The sequence below is a fragment of the Shimia abyssi genome (assembly GCF_003014475.1).
In the GTDB taxonomy this organism is placed as follows: Bacteria; Pseudomonadota; Alphaproteobacteria; order Rhodobacterales; family Rhodobacteraceae; genus Shimia; species Shimia abyssi.
The window spans coordinates 1-18557 of record NZ_PYGJ01000008.1 but is presented as its reverse complement, the minus strand read 5'-3'; the positions used below and the strand labels follow the sequence as shown (position 1 = coordinate 18557).

The window sequence follows — 18557 nt, the reverse complement described above, 5'->3', positions numbered from 1 at the left end:
CAATAAAAAAACCCCGTCTCGGCCAAGCGAAAGGGGGTTCCTTCTTCCTGACCTTTTAGCGGAATATTTTACGTGGCCCGCAATCCGGTAACAAATCGCCACGCCGCTCGATTACCGCCTAGCGTGTTGCAGGTCAACACCGTCGCGACGCTATAACCAGAATTTCATCTTACGCCGGTAGTTTCAGGCCAACCTCACACAACATGTAGTGGGAACCTTGAAATGGCACTCATTCGGATCAATGCGCACCTCGACAAACCAGTTCTGCACGCCTCACCGCAGCCTTTGGTCCCGGTGTTGCGCAGTCTTCGTCGCTCGGAAGGCCCGATCACGATCATGATCCATGGCTATACGTTCCAACCAGAAAGCCAAAACCACTGTCCGCACCGCCACATCTTCTCGATGCAGGAAACAGAACACCCAAAAGTACCAAGCTGGCCCAGACATCTTGGGCTTCACTCCGCTGGCATTGGCATCGCCTTTGGCTGGTCGGCGCGTGGAACGCTCAAAACCGCGCTCCGATCCGCCGCTCAGGCCTGTCACGCACTCGCCACCCTCATCACCCTGTTGCGCCAAATCGCGCCGAAAAACCCGATACATCTGATGGGGCATTCAATGGGTTCCTACCTGGCGCTTGAAACCCTGCCTCGCCTCAAGGCCGGGGATATTGGCCACATCGTGATGCTAAACGCCGCCGCCTTTCAATCCGATGCGCTCAAAGCCCTTCAATCCCCCGCAGGTGCCCGCGCCCATGTTTTTAACGTCACTAGCCGCGAAAACAATTTGATTGATCGCACCTACGCCTATGCGCTTGGCCGCACCGACGCAACGCTCTGCCATGGACTGCCGGCCGCAAACGCCCTGACAATCCCCCTTGATAACACCGCCACACTCGACGCGCTGGCGTCCATTGGATTCCCAATTGCGCCACCGCGCCATCGGGTGTGCCATTGGTCAACCTATCTGCGCCCCGGCGTCTTTCCTCTTTATAAATCCCTTTTGAATGATTCTTCACCCATCACGCTGCACCAGCTCAAACAACGGCTCCCGGTCACGGCCCCGCGACCAAAGCCGCGCCTGCGCGCCTTTTCCTTGCCACTGAGCTCAAATCCCGCATCATGAACGCTCAAACGGAGCGCAGCATGACCAACCCAATCGACCTTTATTACTGGCCCACCCCCAACGGCTGGAAAATCTCCATCGCACTCGAGGAAATGGGGCTCACCTATCAGACCCACCTGATTAATATCGGCAAAGGTGACCAGTTTGCGCCTGATTTCCTGAAAATCGCGCCCAACAATCGTATGCCCGCCATTGTCGATGCCGATGGCCCCGGCGGTGAACCAATTTCAGTGTTCGAAAGCGGCGCCATCCTGATTTACCTCGCCCGCAAAACCGGTGCGTATTACGGCGAAACCGAACGAGATCGCGTCGCTGTCGAAGAATGGCTGAACTGGCAAATGGGTGGCGTTGGGCCGATGGCCGGTCAAACCCACCATTTCCTGAAATACGCCCCCGAAAATATCGCCTACGCCAAGGATCGCTACCGCTCCGAAACCGCCCGCCTTTATGGCGTGCTCGACCGGCGCCTTGCTGAAAACGAATATCTGGCGGGTGATTTCTACTCCATTGCCGACATGGCAACATGGGGTTGGGCGTCGCTTTGGCAGGGTCAGGAACAGACTTTGGATGACAAACCGCACATGGCGCGCTGGCTCAAAACACTTTGGAATCGCCCTGCCTTGCGCCGCGGGCGAGCACTACACGCTGACATACGCGGCGATCGCTCAGACACGTGGGTTCAGGCGGATCTGTTCCCAGACCCCGCCTGATCCAGACTTAGCTCGGCGTGTCTTCTTCCTTGGCGTATTTCTGAAAAACCCCGCCTTGGGTCATGAAAAACACAAATATCGCCGCCGTCAGGCCAAAGGTCTTGAAATAGACCCAAGTGTCCGTGCTCTGCGTACGCCAGATCGCTTCGTTTAATACCGCCAGACCAAGGAAAAACATCATCAAACGACGGGTCAGTATCATCCAACCCGCGTCTTCCAGCGGCAACATGCTGTCCATGACGTATTTCAAATAGCTCTGCCCGCGCAGCAACCCAAACCCAAGGATGCCGCCGAACAGCACGTAAATCATCGTCGGCTTCATCTTAAAGAACCGATCATCGTTCAACCAAACCGACAATCCGCCAAACACGACTACCAGAACCAGGGTCGCAACCTGCATCTTTGACAAATGCCCTGTCAGCTTCCACAACGCCAGCGATGATACAATCATCAGCGGCACAAACCCGGCGGTGACGATGATAAACCCTTCATACTCGACCCCGCCAATCACAAATGTCTTTTCGCGCAGCCAAAGGTACGCGACAAAGAAAATCACGATCGGGCCCATTTCCAATAGGGTCTTCAATTTCGGGTTTACCTGTTTCTCAGCCATTTGGGTTCCTCGTCAGCCTCCCATCTCCACTATCACAGCCCCCGCAGCAATCAATGCCATCAACGCCACTCGGCGCGGTCCAACCGTCTCTTTCAGAAAAACCCAGCCGATGATTGCTGCAAAAACCGTCGATGTCTCGCGCAACACGGCCGCCTCACCCACCTTGTCCAACCGCGTCGCTAGCATGACAGAACCGAAACTGGCAAAGGCCACCAGCCCGCCGATAACCCCCCGTGCCATCAACGGCCCAGGTGCGGGTGGCGCGGTCATCGACCGCCATCGCAGAAACGCCAGCACCGGAAAAAACAATCCATCGATTAAGAAAAACCATGCCAAAAACGTGAACGGGTCCGCCGTCGCTCGGATGCCATAGGCGTCATAGGTCGTGTAGAGCGCCACGAATAATCCTGTTATCAAGGCCAGAACCATTGCAATGCCCAGTGTGTCACGCCCAGAGGTCATAAAGACCATATTGTAGACAGCCAGCCCCAGAATACCGGCCATCAATACCAGAACGCCAAGCCACTGCATGCCGGTGAAAGACTCACCAAACACCAGATAGGCCCCGATTACGGTGAAAAACGGCCCGGTGCCGCGTACAACAGGGTAAACAACTGTAAATGCGCCCTTTGTATAGGCCCAGCTCTGCATGAGTTTGTATCCGACATGGATCACAAAAGCGCCGCCAAGGATCGGCCACATATGTGGCTCAGGCCACGGCACAACAAAAAACGCGAACGGCGCCGCCATCGCGCCATACGAGAAATCAATCGCACCCCGCGTCAGCCACGGATCATGTCGACCCTTTTGAAGCGCTCCAAAAACTGCGTGCAATACCGCCGCCAGCAACGCTAACACCATGGCAAGCTGATGCCCCGCATGGGTGCCTTCCAGCGAAATCAGCCATTCACTCATGGTGTGCTCCAGCTTTGGATCAGGAAACCCCCAGCCCCGTCAACGCCGCTGCAAACTCTTCGGGGTCAAACGGCGCAAGGTCGTCGATCTGCTCGCCAACGCCAATCGCATGGATTGGCAGTCCGAACTTGTCCGCCAAAGACAAGAGGATACCGCCCTTGGCCGTGCCATCCAATTTGGTCATCACAAGGCCCGATACATCCGCCAGCTTTTGGAATGTCTGAACTTGGTTGATCGCGTTTTGCCCTGTTGTCGCATCCAGCACCAACAGCGTGTTATGCGGCGCGTCCGGGTCTTTCTTGCGGATCACCCGCACGATCTTGGCCAGCTCTTCCATCAGATCCTGCCGGTTCTGCAACCGTCCGGCTGTGTCGATCATCAACAGGTCCGCACCATCCGCCTCGGCCCGCGTCATCGCGTCAAAGGCCAGGCTGGCCGGATCCGACCCCTCAGGCGCGGTCAACACCGGTACCCCGGCGCGCTCGCCCCAGACCTGCAACTGTTCCACCGCCGCTGCGCGGAACGTGTCTCCAGCGGCGATTACCACCTTCTTGCCAGCGCCGCGGAATTGGCTCGCCAACTTGCCTATGGTCGTGGTCTTGCCCGATCCATTCACACCAACAACCAAAACCACCTGCGGTTTTGATGGATAAAGCGGCATAGGACGCGCCACAGGCTCCATAACCCGCGCCACTTCGCCCGCCAGCAACTCTTTTATCTCACGTGTCGAAACTTTCTTGCCAAACCGCCCTTCGGCGATATTGGCCGTCACACGCAATGCTGTATCCACCCCCATGTCCGAGGCGATCAGCAATTCCTCAAGACTTTCAAGCAGATCATCATCCAGTTCGCGCCGTACTTCGGTCGGGGCCACGCTACGCCCGGTCAGGCGGGCAAGAAACCCCGGCTTTGGCGCTGGTTCTGCCGGTTTGGCCTCCGGCGCCGTAGGTATCGGAGCAGACTCGGAAGTCTTCACCGGCGTGGGTGTCGGCTTGGGCTCTGCCTCAACCGGCATTTCTTCAATCGCCGGCTCAGGCGCCGGCGGTTCTTCAGCGGCCTCAACCGCCTCGGTCACAGGTGATTCCTCTGCTACGATATCCGGCGCTTGGGCTGTCTCAACAACCTCTTCCGCACCACCATCTTCGATAATCGCGTCCAGCCCCTCTTCCAGCTTGGAAGATGACTTGAACAACCTGTCCTTGAGCTTTGAAAAAAACGCCATGGGGCCTCCGGGAATACTCCCCCTCACCTAGAGCGAATTTACCCGATTTGAAAGAGCGGCGTTGACCACCCCACCCCGGCAAGGATCAGGAACTGCCCACTCGCGTAAAACAACCACAGCGCCATCGACATCGGGCGTTGCCAGCGCGATGCATCGTTCATTCGAAAAAGCAGCACCGCCAATAACGTGTCCGAGGCGATAAACAGCATCGCGCCAATTGTAGCCAAAGGTGCCGAAGGGAGCGATAACGCGGTGATCCCCATCGCCGCGATCAGCACAACATACCCCCGCACGGGCCATCTCAACCCGCCCGTATGCGGCGTCAGCCACACCTCTGTCGACGCCGCCAACACCAGCACAACCGCCACCGAAAGCGTAAAGCCCGGAAACACCCCGCCAGAAAGTTCAATGAAATGCGCGATATAGGCCAAATGCGCGCAGGCAAACGCCACCAGACCGATCAGAAACCAACGATCCCTCTTGCGCGTTAGCGCGACGTCGCCCACTGCCGACAAGGCCAGCCCCCAGATCACCAACGGATTGCCAAAACTGACAACCGCCGCCCCGGCAAAGGCAGGCATGGGTATGACCTTGAACAGCACCCGCGCCCATCCCCTCTCGCGATGGCAAAAGAATAGCAGGTAAACCAACGCACCCAGCGCCCCGACAACCAATAACACCAACCTCACCGATTGGCGCAGCGCAATTTCTTCGACAAATGTCATGATGCCTCCTGCTCTCTCGCTCAGCCTACCGCGACACACGCATTACTGTCAGCATCGTCGCCGCGTCAAAAGCAGGTATTTGCGCAGAGGACCTGTAAGCCGGATTTTGTCACCACAGGTTGCCCCGTGGCCGATGACCATTCATCTTGAGCGCCTGTTACCAGACGCCCTCTAGCTGCCAACCCGGACCTGCTCGGGGCAAGACGCCCCTGTGATTGCTCACGCGCGGTCCCTATTTGGCATTGCTCCTGGTGGGGCTTGCCGTGCCACCCCTGTTGCCAGGGGCGCGGTGGTCTCTTACTCCACCGTTTCACCCTTACCTCGGCGCCCCTTGCGGGTGGCCAAAGGCGGTCTGTTCTCTGTGGCGCTTTCCCTCGGGTTGCCCCGGCCGGGCGTTACCCGGCACCATTGCCTTGTGGAGTCCGGACTTTCCTCGGAGTTGCCCCCGCGGCCATCCAGCCCTCTGCGCTCGGTCGGGATAAGCAGTTGTGACTGCTGCGTCAATCACTCAGATCAGTCGCGCCGCTTAAGGCGTAAACAAAAAAAGTGACGGCGGGGCCAGGCCCCGCCGCCGAACTTCTTTCTTCAACGGATCAATCGATCGGCTTGATCCGCGATCCTTCGACCGCCGCACTCGCCATCAAACCCTTTTCGTCGAATACAAAGGCAACAGTGTCCGTAGTGATATTCGTCGTATCGATTTCTGCCGTGACCCCAGCTTCGACCACGGCGATGGATCCATCCACGCCCAGCTCATAGCCACGCTTGGATTTGAACCGCTCTAGCGCCTCAGCTGTCATGAACATGATCGCATAGCCATAGGTCTGAACCCCGGCCTGTGCGCCAACAGATACCGAACTCGTTCGGTAGAACCCCGCAACCTGATCACCTTCGAACAGCACACCATTGCCGCGCTCACCCCCGACACCCAGTCCGAATTTGGCGACTTCCGGGAACACCAGCGCTGCGCTGGCCTTCGTCGCCAACTCCGCTGCGCGCCCATTTTGGGACAACAACGAACCCCATGCCGCCTGTGATGCCGCCACCAGCTCGCCGCGTTTGCCGTCATCCCCAACACTGGCCGCCGCCGCGCTGGCCGCCTCACAATCATTCACGGCCTCCATGGCCTTAAACGTCCCGTCCAGACTGATGGCAAACGGCTCATCCGTGTCGGGGTTCACTGTCATCACGTATTTTCGCGCCAAGGCTTCCGAGAAGGCCGGGTCTTCTGTTTTGACGTACATGCCACGATACCCGTCATCGCGAAAATCACCCACTGCCCGCGATGGGAATCGCAGGCCGTCCATGTCGATCACGACGTCTTCGGCCACGTTGCCATAGATCCGAACGCTTTCATCCTTGGTATAAACGGCCACATATTCAAACCGCCCGCCAACTTCGGTTTTGCCCACCCGGAACAGATAACCATCCTCGTTGACCTTCTCCATCACGCAAGCACCAGTTTCCTGGTGCCGCAGTATTGTCCAGCCTTCGACCATCTGATCCTGTGCTGCAGATTGCGCGGCTGACATTGTGGCCATCATCGACAGGCCAACACCACCCAAAAACACACGTGCACGACTAATTCGACGCATTTGTCGTCTCCCCTAGAAAAAATTCAAAAAATATCCAAGTGAGAAACCGCTATTGTGCTGTGCGAAATACGTCAATTCCACGAAAGTACTGGTACCTCGTGATCTCCTTTAAGATGCAAACGCTCGGGTGGCAACGAACGCGGTCAGGCCCTTATCGCAACCCTTCATTTATACTGTCCAATACTTTGCTGCCGGGGCACAGTTCATCCTTGCCCAGTTCATTCAGCGGGCGGGTCGCCAGACTGATATTCTGGTTCAAATCCTGCGTATCGGGGTCCAGATACAAAAGGCCGGTCAAAATCCGTCCCTCGTCTTTGGCTTTTTGCACTGCTGCCATGGCCCCGTTGCGATCATCGGTTTTATAGCTCGAGTCAGCCTTGTGCAAATGAATGACCGACCCGTCATGCAAGGTCACATTCTGGGTGGTGCCCTCATCATACTGGGTGCGAATTTCTTCTCGCATCGGCACAAAATCCAACGGCATTGCATCCAGATGGTCCCGTGTTTCCGAATAGCTCTTGGTTGATCCATTGTGGTTGTTGAACGTGACACAGGGGCTGACCACGTCGATAAAGGCAAACCCCTTATGCGCCATCGCCGCCCGAATAAGCGGCTCAAGCTGCGCCTTGTCCCCGGAAAACGACCGCGCCACAAAACTCGCGCCTTGCAGCACCGCCAACGATCCAAGGTCGATCCCGTCAAACGGGTTCACCGCCCCGCCCTTGGCCACCGACCCAAGGTCAGCCGTGGCGCTGTCCTGTCCTTTGGTCAGGCCATAACAGCCGTTATTGGCCACGATATAGGTCATGTTCACATTGCGCCGGATCAAATGCACAAACTGCCCCATGCCAATCGACGCGGTATCCCCGTCACCCGACACGCCGATATAGGTCAGATTGCGATTGCCCAGACTGGCCCCCGTCGCCACCGACGGCATCCGCCCATGCACCGAATTGAACCCGTGGCTTTTGCCCAGAAAATACGTCGGCATCTTCGACGAACACCCAATGCCGGAAATCTTGGCAATTCGATGTGGCGGAATGGCGCTTTCGAAACAGGCGTTGCGAATGGCGGCAGAAATGCTGTCATGCCCGCACCCGGCGCATAGCGTCGAAATCGACCCGTCATAATCAGCAACCGTATAACCCAGCCGGTTCGTCGGCAGGCGCGGGTGGCGGAATGTTGGCTTGATATAAGACATCAGGCGGTCTCCTTGTGCAGCGGCACAATATCGGCGCTTCTCGTGTCCAGCGCTTCTCTGATCTGTTGTGCGATATGGCGCGCGGTGATCGGCGTGCCCGAGTAATTCAGAACCGACGTCAAATGGCTCGGCGCGATCTGACACTCGTTCATGATCAACTGCCGCATCTGCCCGTCGCGGTTCTGCTCAATCACAAACACCATGTCATGGTCGTGAATGAACTGATCAAGGCTTTCATGAAAGGGAAACGCCCGGATCCGCATCGTATCAATCGGATAGCCCTCTTCTGCCAGAATCTCGACCGCTTCATAGGACGGCGACGCCGACGTTCCAAAGAACAACGCCCCCAGCTTTAGGTCCGTCTTCGGCCTTTTTACCTCAATCGGTGGGTGTGTCTTTGGTTTGGGCACATATCCCTTTGCCGTCTCGAACTTGCGCAGCAACCGGTCGACATTCTGCACATAGTCGTCGCCACTCTCAGAATAGATCGCCATTTCATCCTTGGAGGACCCGCGCGTAAAATACGCCCCTTTGCTCGGATGCGCGCCCGGCAATGTACGATAGCAAATCCCGTCGCCATCCACGTCCAGATAACGGCCCCATGTCTCGACACTGTCCAGCCCTTCGCCATCCAGCACCTTGCCGCGTTTCATCTCGTAATTGTCGTCCCACTCCAGAGGTGGCGACATCCAGTCGTTCATCCCCAGATCAAGATCACTCATCATAATCACCGGCGTCTGCAACTGCTCGGACAGGTCAAACGCATCAACCGTCATGTCAAAACATTCGCGCGGCGTGGCCGGGAAAAGCAGAACCTGCTTTGTATCGCCGTGGCTAGCATAAGCCGCCGCCAGAATATCCGACTGCTGACTACGCGTCGGCATCCCCGTCGACGGTCCAGACCGCTGAACGTCGATCAACACCACTGGCACCTCGGCAAAATAGGCCAGCCCCAGAAACTCGCTCATCAGCGACAAACCCGGCCCGGACGTCGCGGTAAAGGATCGCGCCCCGTTCCAGCTCGCCCCGACAACCATTCCCATCGCCGCCAGCTCATCTTCGGCCTGCACAATGGCAAAGTTCTTTTTGCCGCTGCCCGGATCAATCCGCATCCTCTCGGCATATTTGGCAAAGGCATCCACCACCGACGTGGATGGCGTAATTGGATACCACGCGGCCACCGTGGCCCCGCCATAAATCGCCCCCAGCGCCGCCGCTGTGTTCCCATTCATCAGGATATGCGGCGTCTCAAGGATATGCGGCGCAACATTGCCACCCTTTTCCAACCGGATCGGCAACGGGCATTGAAAGTTTTCCTTGGCAAACTGATACCCCATCTCCAACGCCTGAACGTTTGACGAAATCAGCTTTTCCTTGCCCTTGAACTGATCATTGAGCAGATCCTTGAGCACCGGAAAATGAATATCCAACAATGCCGCCATCGCGCCCACATAAACCACGTTTTTTAGCAGCTGTTGCAGGCGTGGCACTGAATATTCACGCATACACATCTCGGTCAGCGGAACACCCAGATAGGTGACGTCATCGCGTTTCAGATGACTGGCCAGCGGCTTGGTCGAGTCATAAAGGAAATACCCCCCCGGTTCGACACTCGCGACATCCTTTTCCATGCTCTGTGGATTGACACAGACCATCATGTCCACGCCACCACGCCGCCCGAGATACCCGTTCTTGCTCACACGGACTTCGTACCACGTGGGCAGACCCTGAATATTACTGGGAAAGATGTTACGCGGACTCACCGGAATACCCATCCGGAAAATCGCCTTGGCAAACAAATGGTTGGCCGACGCCGATCCGGTGCCGTTCACATTGGCGAATTTGACGACAAAATCGTTGATACCTTCAATCTGTTTCATTCCGCCGCCTCCACCAGCAAGTCGGGCGTGGCCTTGGCCATCGAATAATAGAACTTCTGCATGTCCCACGCCGCGGTCGGACACCGCTCGGCACACAGTCCGCAATGCAGACACACGTCCTCGTCTTTGACCATCACCTTGCCCGTCGGCAACGTGTCAGACACGTAAAGGTCTTGCTCTTCGTTGGTCGCAGGCACCAACAGCCGCGCGCGAAGGTCGCCTTCCTCGCCATTTTCGACAAAGCTGATACAGCTCGTCGGGCAAATATCGGTGCAGGCGTCGCACTCGATACAGGTTTCCTCCATGAACACCGTCTGTGCATCACAGTTCAGACACCGCTCCGCCTGCACAAATGCCATGTCCGCATCAAAGCCCAGCTCAACCTCAAGGGTTTTGCTCTTCAACGCCTCCTTCAGATCAACCAGCGGCACGGCCTCGCGCTTGTCATCCACCGGGATGCTGTCATAGCTCCATTCGTGAATGCCCATCTTCTGGCTGACCAGCGTGACATGCGGTGGTGGGCGCTGGCTCAGATCCTTGCCCTGACAATACAGGTCAATCGACACCGCCGCCTTATGCCCATGCGCAACCGCCGTGATGATGTTGGACGGCCCAAAAGCGGAATCCCCTCCGAAAAACACCTCTTTGCGCGTCGACTGGAAGGTTTCGTCATCATTGATGATCGGCGTGCCCCAGCTCGTGAACCGCACCCCAGTTGACTTCTCAATCCACGGAAACGCGTTTTCCTGCCCGATGGCGATCAGCACATCGTCACATTCCACAAACACCGGCTCCTCGCCCGTCGACACCAGCTTGCGCTGACCAGTGTCATCATAAACCGCCTCAACCTTGTCGAACCGCATCCCAACCAGCTTGCCTTTTTCAACAACAAATTCTTTGGGCACATGGTTGTCGATGATCGGAATGCCCTCGTGTATCGCGTCTTCTTTCTCCCATGGGCTTGCCTTCATGTCCTCAAATGGCGAGCGCACAATCACCTTCACCTCTTCGCCGCCCAACCGGCGCGAAGTCCGGCAACAATCCATTGCGGTATTTCCCCCGCCCAGCACGATCACACGCTTGCCAATTTTCTTGGTATGCTCAAACGCCACGCTAGAGAGCCAATCAATCCCAATATGGATATTCTTGTCCGCGTCACCCCGCCCCGGCAGATCAGGCAAATCGCGACCGCGCGGCGCGCCCGACCCGACAAATACGGCGTCGTAATTCTTGTCCAAAATACTCTGCAAACTGTCCACATAGGTGTCAAAATGCGCATCGACCCCCATGTCCAGAACATAGCCCACTTCCTCGTCCAGCACCTCTTCGGGCAGGCGAAAACTTGGGATCTGGCTGCGCATAAACCCGCCGCCCTTGCTCTGCGCGTCAAACAGATGCAGCTCATAGCCCAAAGGCGCCAAATCGCGCGCCACGGTCAGCGACGCTGGGCCACCCCCGATCAAGGCGATCTTCTTGCCGTTCTTCTGCCCCGCCTTGGGCATCAACCCTTTGACGTCATCCTTGAAATCCGCCGCCACCCGTTTCAGTCGACAAATCGCCACCGGCTCTTCTTCAACGCGCCCCCGTCGACAGGCCGGTTCGCACGGTCGGTCACACGTGCGCCCCAACACGCCGGGAAACACATTGCTTTCCCAGTTGATCATATAAGCATCGGTGTAACGTTGGTGGGCGATCAGGCGAATATACTCTGGCACAGGCGTGTGTGCAGGACAGGCAAATTGGCAATCAACAACTTTATGGAAATATTCTGGATCGCTGGTATCGGTCGGTTTCAACTGGCGTCTCCTTGGCTGACCCGTCTTGGATCTGGCTGGGAATGTCGTGCAGTACACGACAGTACACACATGAAAACGCCGACTCTCATCACCTGTAAAGAGCGTAAATCAATTTAGACATAATTTTGTTACAATAAGACCAGACATACTGAATCGTTGCCGACCAGCGCCTAAACTGGGGGGGAAGAGACCGTTGATTGAAAAAACGGCCCCTTGAAAATGATCAGGTTCGCGCGATACAGACACCACCGCGCAAGATTGTTACTCCGCAACCAGCGACTGTCTCGCCCTCAATCTCCACCGAATGATCGCTGTAGTTCACCAGAAATTCGAGATCACCAACTTCGCGCCGCCGTGCTCCAACCGGAACAGGACGCACCGTTAAGCCAACATGGCCCGCCGCCATCCCAATCACGCGATCCCACAAGTTTTCGTCAGGAACACCGCCCAGATACCACGCCTGTTGATCTCCCACCAAAACCGATGCACCGGTCTCAAGTTTCAACAACGCATCAGCGCCACCGCTCAGTTCTTCAAGCCAGTGACACACCGCGCCGCCACCCGCGACGGCTTCGGTCTGGCCCGGTGGCAAGCTTTCAACCCGATCCACATAGACATCCAGCCCCTCAACATCGGGCCGTCCCCGCGGCGGGAGGCTGTATTCCTCTGTTATCGCACCGGTTCTGGGCCCCAATACCATCAACGTGCCTGCGTCTTTGGCCCCTTGGATCAACGCCTCGGGAATGGTCGCCAATCCCGGTGCCATGGCAAGTTTGTATCCGCTCAAATCCTGTGCTGAAGCTGGCACGATATCCACCGAAAACCCAGCCCGACGCAGTGCCTTGTAGGTCGCAAATGTCAGGTGGAAATAGTCAAAGTCCGCGCCCTGTGGCTGCGTGTGCCACGCCCAGGCTGACGGATAATCAAACACCAACGCAATTGGCGCGCGCGCGTCCGCATCAATGTCCAGCCCCCGTGCGATCTCGGCAACCTTCTGTGCTTCCGCCAGACCCGGCGCATCGCGGTCATCCGCATACAGCAACCCGGCATGGTACTGCTCTTGCCCAAACGGCGCCTGCCGCCAGCGGAAATAGCTCACCACTTCCGCCCCGTGCGCAATTGCCTCCAGCCCCCAAAGCGCCACCATCCCCGGCAACGGTGCAGGGTTATATGGCGCCCAGTTCACCGGCCCCGGTTGTTGCTCCATGACCCACCAGCGCCCCCGCCCAACCGCACGATACAGATCATGGTGAAACGCCTGATTGTCCGGATCACCCTGCCGCAGATAAGCGCTCTTTTGCGCCTCGCTCGCGTCCAGCCGATCCGACAGGAACCCAATCGGGTAACTGTCCCAGCTAGCCACATCCAGATCCGCGCCGACATCAAAATGGTCAAACCCCAGCTCGCGCCCCATGTAGTTATGGATCAGCGGCGTATCAGTATGTTTTCGCAAAATCTCGGTCTGAACCCGGTTAAATGCCGCCACCTCGTCCGATGCAAACCGACGAAACGCCAGCACATGCGCCGGGTTCGGCTCGGTCACGGTCAGGTTGGGCAATTCGATCTGATCAAAGCTGTTATACCCCATCGACCAAAAAATATTGCCCCACGCATCGTTCAACACATCAACCGAGCCATATCGCACCGCCAGCCACTCGCGAAACCGCGTCTGCGCCGCGTCCGAATAGCTCAGTGTCGTGTCGTGACAGCCATATTCGTTATCCGTCTGCCACGCCGCGACAAAGGGGTTCTTACTATAGCGCACACCAAGCAATTCAACAACGCGCGCGCATTCTTCGCGATACCCCATATGGCTAAAGCAATAATGCCGCCGCGATCCGAACTTGCGCGCATTGCCATTGGCATCCACTGCCAACATGTCGGGATGCTTGTCGATCATCCACCGCGGTGGTGTCGCCGTCGGCGTACCCATGATCACCTTGAGCCCAGCACGCCCCAAAACGTCAATGGCCCGATCCAGCCAGTCCAGCGTCCAGACGCCCGGCGTAGCCTCCATTCGGGACCACGCGAATTCTCCGATCCGCACCCATTCAATCCCCGCCTCAACCATGCGACGGGCATCTTCGTGCCAGATATCCTCCGGCCAATGCTCCGGATAATAGCACACGCCAACTGTTGGCTTCATAGTATAACCCTGTGTTCTCGCTGCCCTTGCGCCACCCCTGGGCAGGCAAAGGTCATTCCATTGCTCGGCTGTTCGGCAATCATGTTGTCGGACACGCCGTCACGCGCCGTCGTACAGAAAAGCGTACTTAGGTCCACGCCACCAAACGCCGGACAAGACGTGTGCTGCCCCTCAAACGAAACCGTCCGCACAAACGCGCCATCTCCATCATAAGCCGCAACCCGCGCCGCGCCCCATTGCGCCACCCAGAGCAACCCACTGGCATCCACAACCGCGCCATCCGGGTTCAACCCGTCTTCCGTTAGGTCCAGAAAAACACCAGCCTCGCCTGTCGGCCAGCCCGTCTCTGTATCCAGAGTCCAGCGCATGATCTGTTTCGTGACCGTATCCGTGTAAAACGCACTCGCACCGTCCGGCGCAAAACAGATCGCGTTTGAAATCGTCACATCCGCCACCAGCTTGCGCAGCCCGCCACGATAATACCGATAGATTGCCCCTGCACCCGCCTCGGCAGATTTGCCCATTGTCCCGATCCAGAATCCGCCCTGCGGGTCTGCGCGCCCGTCATTGCTGCGTGTGACTGGGTTGTCCGCCTCCAACGCAACCAGCAACTTACGCGTGCCAGTCTCCAAATCAAACCGCCAAAGCCCGGTTTCCGACGCCATGATCAGCGTCGTTTGATCCACCCAGCCCGCCGCCGAAACATGCTCGTCAAACTGCCAACTCTTCTGCGCATCACCCTCGCGGGTCAACAGCTGTTTGGAGAGGATATCAAACCAAAACAACTGCTTGCGTTCGGGATGCCATAACGGCCCCTCCCCCAACGCGCAGACGCGGTTGTCAAACACCTCGCTCATGCACACGCCTCGTCATAGGCCCGCACAATCGCTGCCGCGCGCCCTGAGATTTCCCCGACACTTATGCCCGATTTATACAATGCCGATCCAATGCCAAACCCGTCAGCGCTGGCCTCAAACCATTCACCAAAGTTCTCCGGCCCTGCACCGCCAACCGCGTAAACCTGCGTCCCTTTTGGCAGCACTGCCCGCAGCGCCTTCAAACCACCCGGCCCCGCCATATTGCCAGGGAAAAGCTTCAATCCACTTGCGCCTGCTCCCAGCGCTGCAAACGCTTCGGTCGGCGTGAACACACCCGGCCAGCTTTCCAGCCCCAGCGCGCGCGACCGCGCGATCACGTCAGTATCCGCATTGGGCGACACAATCAGCTTTCCACCCGCGTCCGCCACCGCGTCGACCTGTTCTACAGACAATACTGTCCCGGCACCAATCAGCGCTGTGTCGCCGAATGCCTCAACCATCGCCGCGATGCTTTTCAGTGGCTCGGGCGAGTTCAAAGGCACTTCGATCCGGTCAATCCCGGCGTCGATCAGCGCCTCACAGCATGGCACAGCCTCTTCGGGCGAAATGCCCCGCAAAATCGCGATTATCGCTCGGCTCATGCCTCAATCTCCGTCAGTGTCCGCGCTGCCATCAGCCCGGCAATTGTCATATCCTGCGCATCCTGCTGTGCCACTGGCACACCCTGCACACCCAAGGCTTCTGCATAATTTTCTGCAACGCGTCCCGCACCAATCACGGCCACGTTTTGACCTAGCCAATAGGGGCGCGCCGCCGCCAATTCCGCCCCAATCAACAGCCCCGACAGACGCGACGCCGCCACAGCGCCGTTTTCACCCTCCAGCAAATCACGTGCCCGAATGCCAAACAACCGCGCCGCCAGCGATTCCGGGCGCGACAGCGTTGCGTCCAGCCCGTCCCGAAACGCTTCTGCATCCCAGCCTTCGCCAACCGAATGCCGCAGTACCGATTTTTCAGCGCATAACGCGAAAAACTCGCCTGTCATAAAGGTCTGAAAACTCACCACCTCACCGGCGCTAATGTGCGCCCACTTGGTGTGCGTTCCCGGCAGGCAGATAACGCCGTCCCAATTGTCATTTTGCGCCAGAAACCCGGCAATCTGGGTTTCTTCTCCGCGCATCACATCGGCGGCTTTGACCTGTTTCAACCCCGGCACGATATAGACACGCAGCCGCGGATCGGTGTTCTCCACACGCACCGGGCTTTTGGGCAATGGATCGGCTGGTACAGCCGTATACGGCGCCTCGGCCCACCCCTGACGTGCGCCAACCATGCCGCACGCAAAAACATCCGTAGTGCCTTCACTCAGCCACGGTGTGACCAGCTCCAACAACGCTGCCTCAAACGCCCCGGTTTGCGAAACGCGCGACATACCGTTTTCCGAGTCGGCCTGCGCAACAACAGCGCCATCGACCACGTGATACGCCCTCAGCCGGGACGTACCCCAATCCACCGCAATCCAATTGTCCGATGTGCTCATGTTCTACCCCGATACGACAACGCCACCATCCACGGCCATACATTGCCCCGTCATCATTGCACTAGCCTGTGAGGCCAGGAAAAGAACGGGATCAACCATGTCCTTTGGCGTCAGATGTTCTTTCAGACACTGCCGCTCCAGATGTGCCGCCAAATCCGTTGGGTTGGCCCACATGTCAAGCTGCTTTTGCGTCAGAACCCACCCCGGTGCCAACGCATTCACTCGAATACCATTCGGCCCTAATTCGCGGGCAAGGCTGCGTGTCATTCCAGTGATACCCGCATTTGCGGTGGTATAAATCGAATACCCGGCATTCCCCATGATATAGCTGATTGAGCTCATGTTAATTATAGCACCACCATCGGCCATCTGCCGCGCGGCTTCCTGACAGGCGAAATAATACGCCTTCAAGTTGACACCTTGCATCTGGTCCCAGAACTCTTCGGTTACTTCATCCAATGAATGGCGCTGGTCATTGGCCGCGTTGTTGACCAGCACGTTAATTGACCCATGCGCCTTTGCGGCCGATTGCATCGTGGCGCGCAACGTGGCCACATCCGAGATATCCCCTTGGTAAAACGCCGGTTCCACACCGTGTTTGACCTTCATCTCGGCCAAAAATTCAGACGCATCCGACCGACCAATAATGGCCACCTTCGCGCCCTGCGACAGGAACCCGTCGGTCAACGCCGCCCCAATCCCCGAAGCACCGCCCGTAATGTAAACGGATTTGCCTTCCAAATCCCGAAAGGTCGTGTTCACCGTCATACCGTCATCTCCATGTCGGCTGTTTTGCGCGGGTTGCGCGCTGCCAGCCCGTTTTTCTTGTTTTGTGAACAGCCCAAAAGACGTCCCGAGCGGTCACTTACGCCGCCTTTGCGCTTCTGCACCAGGACGGCATCCAGTCGCCATGTGCGTCCAACAAATCATCCACCAGCCTGCGAATCTGACGCAAGTCCAGCTCGGCCGCCGTATGCGGATCCATCATCGCCGCGTGATAAACATGCTCGCGGTTTTCGTCCAGCAGTGCCCGAACCGTCAGCTCCTGAACATTGATCTGCGAGCGCATCAGCGCCACTAATTGCGGCGGGATGTCATTCACCACGCTGGGCTGCACCCCGTTCGCATCCACAAGGCAGGGTGTTTCCACCACAGCCCCCATTGGCAATTGCGGGATCTGGCCGGTGTTTGGCAAGTTGCCATAGGCCATATAGGGCGTGTCCGTCACAATCGCGTCCATCAGTTCGGCTGCAAATTCATGGCTCTTGGTCACTTTCAGAGACCCTTCCGCCTTAAGTGCCTTGGCCTGCTCTTTCCAACTTGCCACCTGCTCGATACAGCGCTTGGGATACTCATCCAACGGAATCCCAAACTGGTCGATCAGATCATCGCGCCCCTCTTTGATGAACCAAGGTACATATTCTGCCAGATGCTCCGAGCTCTCGGTGCAGAAATACCCGAGCTGTTCCATCACCTCATACCGAACTTTATTGGCACAGCGTGGCATCAACAGCGGCGGCTTTGGCAATGAACCGGCGCGATACCCCGCGCGTAACGCTGGATACAAATCCTTGCCACCCGCTTCCAGCTTCAGGAAAAAGGCAACGTGGTTCACCCCCGCAACTTTATAGCGGATTTCGTCTTGGGGAATCTCCAGATCATGCGCCATCTCTTCGAGCGTATTCTGCACCGAATGGCACAGGCCCACTGTCTTGATCTGCGGAAACCGTTCGGCCATGGCCCAAGTGTTGATCGCCATCGGATTGACGTATTGCAACAGGGTCGCGTCCGGGCACAGCTCAACCATGTCCTGCCCGATGCCCCACAAAACCGGCACCGTGCGCAGCCCGCGCATAATCCCGCCCACACCCAATGTGTCGGCAATAGTTTGACGCAGGCCATATTGCTTGGGGATCTCAAAATCGGTCACCGTACAAGGCTCGTATCCACCAACTTGAAACGCGGTGACAACAAAATCGGCCCCGTCCAACGCGGCGCGCCGATCAGTGTGTGTCGATACAGTCGCCCCCGTGGATTGTCCGGCGATCATTGCGCGCACAACAGTGGCGCTCTCTTCCAAACGGGCGATATCAATATCCATCAGCGCAAAATGCGCATTTTCCAGCGATGGTGTCAGCAACGCGTCGCCGACAATATTCTTCATGAATATTGTCGAACCGGCGCCAATGAAAGTTATTTTGGTCATTATTTGACGGCTCCGAGAGTTAGTCCAGCGATGAAGTGTTTTTGCATTAGGAAGAACATTGCGACGGG

At 57.3% G+C, this 18557-nt stretch carries 16 protein-coding genes, 1 other RNA gene and 1 riboswitch; of the genes, 2 read left to right on the top strand and 15 right to left on the bottom strand.

The genetic code is table 11. The features are described from left to right. Positions 1–35: 35 nt before the first annotated feature. A riboswitch (SAM riboswitch) is annotated at positions 36–112 on the bottom strand. Positions 113–222: 110 nt separating this feature from the next. Beyond that, on the top strand, positions 223–1122 hold the full coding sequence (locus CLV88_RS12975; RefSeq protein ID WP_106608842.1) for an alpha/beta fold hydrolase: 900 nt from the start codon (positions 223–225) through the stop codon (positions 1120–1122). Between the two features lie 20 nt (positions 1123–1142). Then, positions 1143–1832, top strand: a complete 690-nt coding sequence (locus CLV88_RS12970; protein ID WP_106608980.1) for a glutathione binding-like protein — start codon at positions 1143–1145, stop codon at positions 1830–1832. A 7-nt stretch (positions 1833–1839) separates the two neighbouring features. Here CLV88_RS12970 and CLV88_RS12965 read toward each other — a convergent pair whose 3' ends face one another. The 15 genes from CLV88_RS12965 to melA all read right to left on the bottom strand — a co-directional run bounded on the left by CLV88_RS12965 (position 1840) and on the right by melA (position 18489). Continuing rightward, positions 1840–2445, bottom strand: coding sequence for an inner membrane-spanning protein YciB (locus CLV88_RS12965; protein WP_106608841.1), 606 nt, complete (start codon positions 2443–2445; stop codon positions 1840–1842). Positions 2446–2457: 12 nt separating this feature from the next. Next, positions 2458–3360, bottom strand: a complete 903-nt coding sequence (locus CLV88_RS12960) for an EamA family transporter (protein WP_106608840.1) — start codon at positions 3358–3360, stop codon at positions 2458–2460. A gap of 19 nt (positions 3361–3379) precedes the next feature. After that, positions 3380–4582 (bottom strand): signal recognition particle-docking protein FtsY, encoded by a 1203-nt coding sequence (gene ftsY / locus CLV88_RS12955; RefSeq protein WP_106608839.1) that lies wholly within the window; start codon positions 4580–4582, stop codon positions 3380–3382. Between the two features lie 38 nt (positions 4583–4620). Next, positions 4621–5307: a lysoplasmalogenase gene (locus CLV88_RS12950; RefSeq protein ID WP_106608838.1), complete on the bottom strand. Its 687-nt coding sequence runs from the start codon at positions 5305–5307 to the stop codon at positions 4621–4623. A gap of 79 nt (positions 5308–5386) precedes the next feature. After that, positions 5387–5774: RNase P RNA component class A (gene rnpB / locus CLV88_RS12945), an RNA gene on the bottom strand. Positions 5775–5900: 126 nt separating this feature from the next. After that, positions 5901–6902, bottom strand: a complete 1002-nt coding sequence (locus tag CLV88_RS12940) for a lipid-binding SYLF domain-containing protein (RefSeq protein ID WP_106608837.1) — start codon at positions 6900–6902, stop codon at positions 5901–5903. A 151-nt stretch (positions 6903–7053) separates the two neighbouring features. Continuing rightward, the gene (locus tag CLV88_RS12935) at positions 7054–8103 is read right to left on the bottom strand and encodes a 2-oxoacid:ferredoxin oxidoreductase subunit beta (RefSeq protein WP_106608836.1); all 1050 of its coding nucleotides are present in this window, start codon (positions 8101–8103) and stop codon (positions 7054–7056) included. Further along, positions 8103–9983: a 2-oxoacid:acceptor oxidoreductase subunit alpha gene (locus CLV88_RS12930; RefSeq protein ID WP_106608835.1), complete on the bottom strand. Its 1881-nt coding sequence runs from the start codon at positions 9981–9983 to the stop codon at positions 8103–8105. The genes CLV88_RS12935 and CLV88_RS12930 overlap by 1 nt, the downstream gene beginning before the upstream one ends. Then, complete coding sequence (locus CLV88_RS12925; RefSeq protein ID WP_106608834.1) at positions 9980–11779, bottom strand: FAD-dependent oxidoreductase; 1800 nt, start codon at positions 11777–11779, stop codon at positions 9980–9982. The genes CLV88_RS12930 and CLV88_RS12925 overlap by 4 nt, the downstream gene beginning before the upstream one ends. Positions 11780–12002: 223 nt before the next feature. After that, positions 12003–13925: a beta-galactosidase gene (locus CLV88_RS12920; protein WP_106608833.1), complete on the bottom strand. Its 1923-nt coding sequence runs from the start codon at positions 13923–13925 to the stop codon at positions 12003–12005. Then, entirely contained in the window at positions 13922–14782 is an 861-nt protein-coding gene (locus CLV88_RS12915; protein ID WP_106608832.1) for an SMP-30/gluconolactonase/LRE family protein, read from the bottom strand. The genes CLV88_RS12920 and CLV88_RS12915 overlap by 4 nt, the downstream gene beginning before the upstream one ends. Next, on the bottom strand, positions 14779–15384 hold the full coding sequence (locus CLV88_RS12910; protein WP_106608831.1) for a 2-dehydro-3-deoxy-6-phosphogalactonate aldolase: 606 nt from the start codon (positions 15382–15384) through the stop codon (positions 14779–14781). The genes CLV88_RS12915 and CLV88_RS12910 overlap by 4 nt, the downstream gene beginning before the upstream one ends. Further along, a complete protein-coding gene (locus CLV88_RS12905; RefSeq protein WP_106608830.1) occupies positions 15381–16283 on the bottom strand; it encodes a 2-dehydro-3-deoxygalactonokinase in 903 nt (300 codons plus the stop codon). Before CLV88_RS12905 ends, CLV88_RS12910 begins: the two co-directional genes overlap by 4 nt. 3 nt (positions 16284–16286) lie before the next feature. Continuing rightward, a complete protein-coding gene (locus CLV88_RS12900) occupies positions 16287–17051 on the bottom strand; it encodes an SDR family NAD(P)-dependent oxidoreductase (RefSeq protein WP_106608829.1) in 765 nt (254 codons plus the stop codon). A gap of 97 nt (positions 17052–17148) precedes the next feature. Continuing rightward, a complete protein-coding gene (melA, locus tag CLV88_RS12895) occupies positions 17149–18489 on the bottom strand; it encodes an alpha-glucosidase/alpha-galactosidase (protein WP_106608828.1) in 1341 nt (446 codons plus the stop codon). Positions 18490–18557 lie beyond the last annotated feature (68 nt).

What these genes read in the sequence shown, in the direction of transcription:
- CLV88_RS12975 (WP_106608842.1), top strand. Translation starts at nt 223, where the DNA reads ATGGCACTCATTCGGATCAATGCGCACCTCGACAAACCAGTTCTGCAC.
- CLV88_RS12970 (WP_106608980.1), top strand. Translation starts at nt 1,143, where the DNA reads ATGACCAACCCAATCGACCTTTATTACTGGCCCACCCCCAACGGCTGG.
- CLV88_RS12965 (WP_106608841.1), bottom strand. Translation starts at nt 2,445, where the DNA reads ATGGCTGAGAAACAGGTAAACCCGAAATTGAAGACCCTATTGGAAATG.
- CLV88_RS12960 (WP_106608840.1), bottom strand. Translation starts at nt 3,360, where the DNA reads ATGAGTGAATGGCTGATTTCGCTGGAAGGCACCCATGCGGGGCATCAG.
- ftsY (WP_106608839.1), bottom strand. Translation starts at nt 4,582, where the DNA reads ATGGCGTTTTTTTCAAAGCTCAAGGACAGGTTGTTCAAGTCATCTTCC.
- CLV88_RS12950 (WP_106608838.1), bottom strand. Translation starts at nt 5,307, where the DNA reads ATGACATTTGTCGAAGAAATTGCGCTGCGCCAATCGGTGAGGTTGGTG.
- CLV88_RS12940 (WP_106608837.1), bottom strand. Translation starts at nt 6,902, where the DNA reads ATGCGTCGAATTAGTCGTGCACGTGTGTTTTTGGGTGGTGTTGGCCTG.
- CLV88_RS12935 (WP_106608836.1), bottom strand. Translation starts at nt 8,103, where the DNA reads ATGTCTTATATCAAGCCAACATTCCGCCACCCGCGCCTGCCGACGAAC.
- CLV88_RS12930 (WP_106608835.1), bottom strand. Translation starts at nt 9,983, where the DNA reads ATGAAACAGATTGAAGGTATCAACGATTTTGTCGTCAAATTCGCCAAT.
- CLV88_RS12920 (WP_106608833.1), bottom strand. Translation starts at nt 13,925, where the DNA reads ATGAAGCCAACAGTTGGCGTGTGCTATTATCCGGAGCATTGGCCGGAG.
- CLV88_RS12915 (WP_106608832.1), bottom strand. Translation starts at nt 14,782, where the DNA reads ATGAGCGAGGTGTTTGACAACCGCGTCTGCGCGTTGGGGGAGGGGCCG.
- CLV88_RS12910 (WP_106608831.1), bottom strand. Translation starts at nt 15,384, where the DNA reads ATGAGCCGAGCGATAATCGCGATTTTGCGGGGCATTTCGCCCGAAGAG.
- CLV88_RS12905 (WP_106608830.1), bottom strand. Translation starts at nt 16,283, where the DNA reads ATGAGCACATCGGACAATTGGATTGCGGTGGATTGGGGTACGTCCCGG.
- CLV88_RS12900 (WP_106608829.1), bottom strand. Translation starts at nt 17,051, where the DNA reads ATGACGGTGAACACGACCTTTCGGGATTTGGAAGGCAAATCCGTTTAC.
- melA (WP_106608828.1), bottom strand. Translation starts at nt 18,489, where the DNA reads ATGACCAAAATAACTTTCATTGGCGCCGGTTCGACAATATTCATGAAG.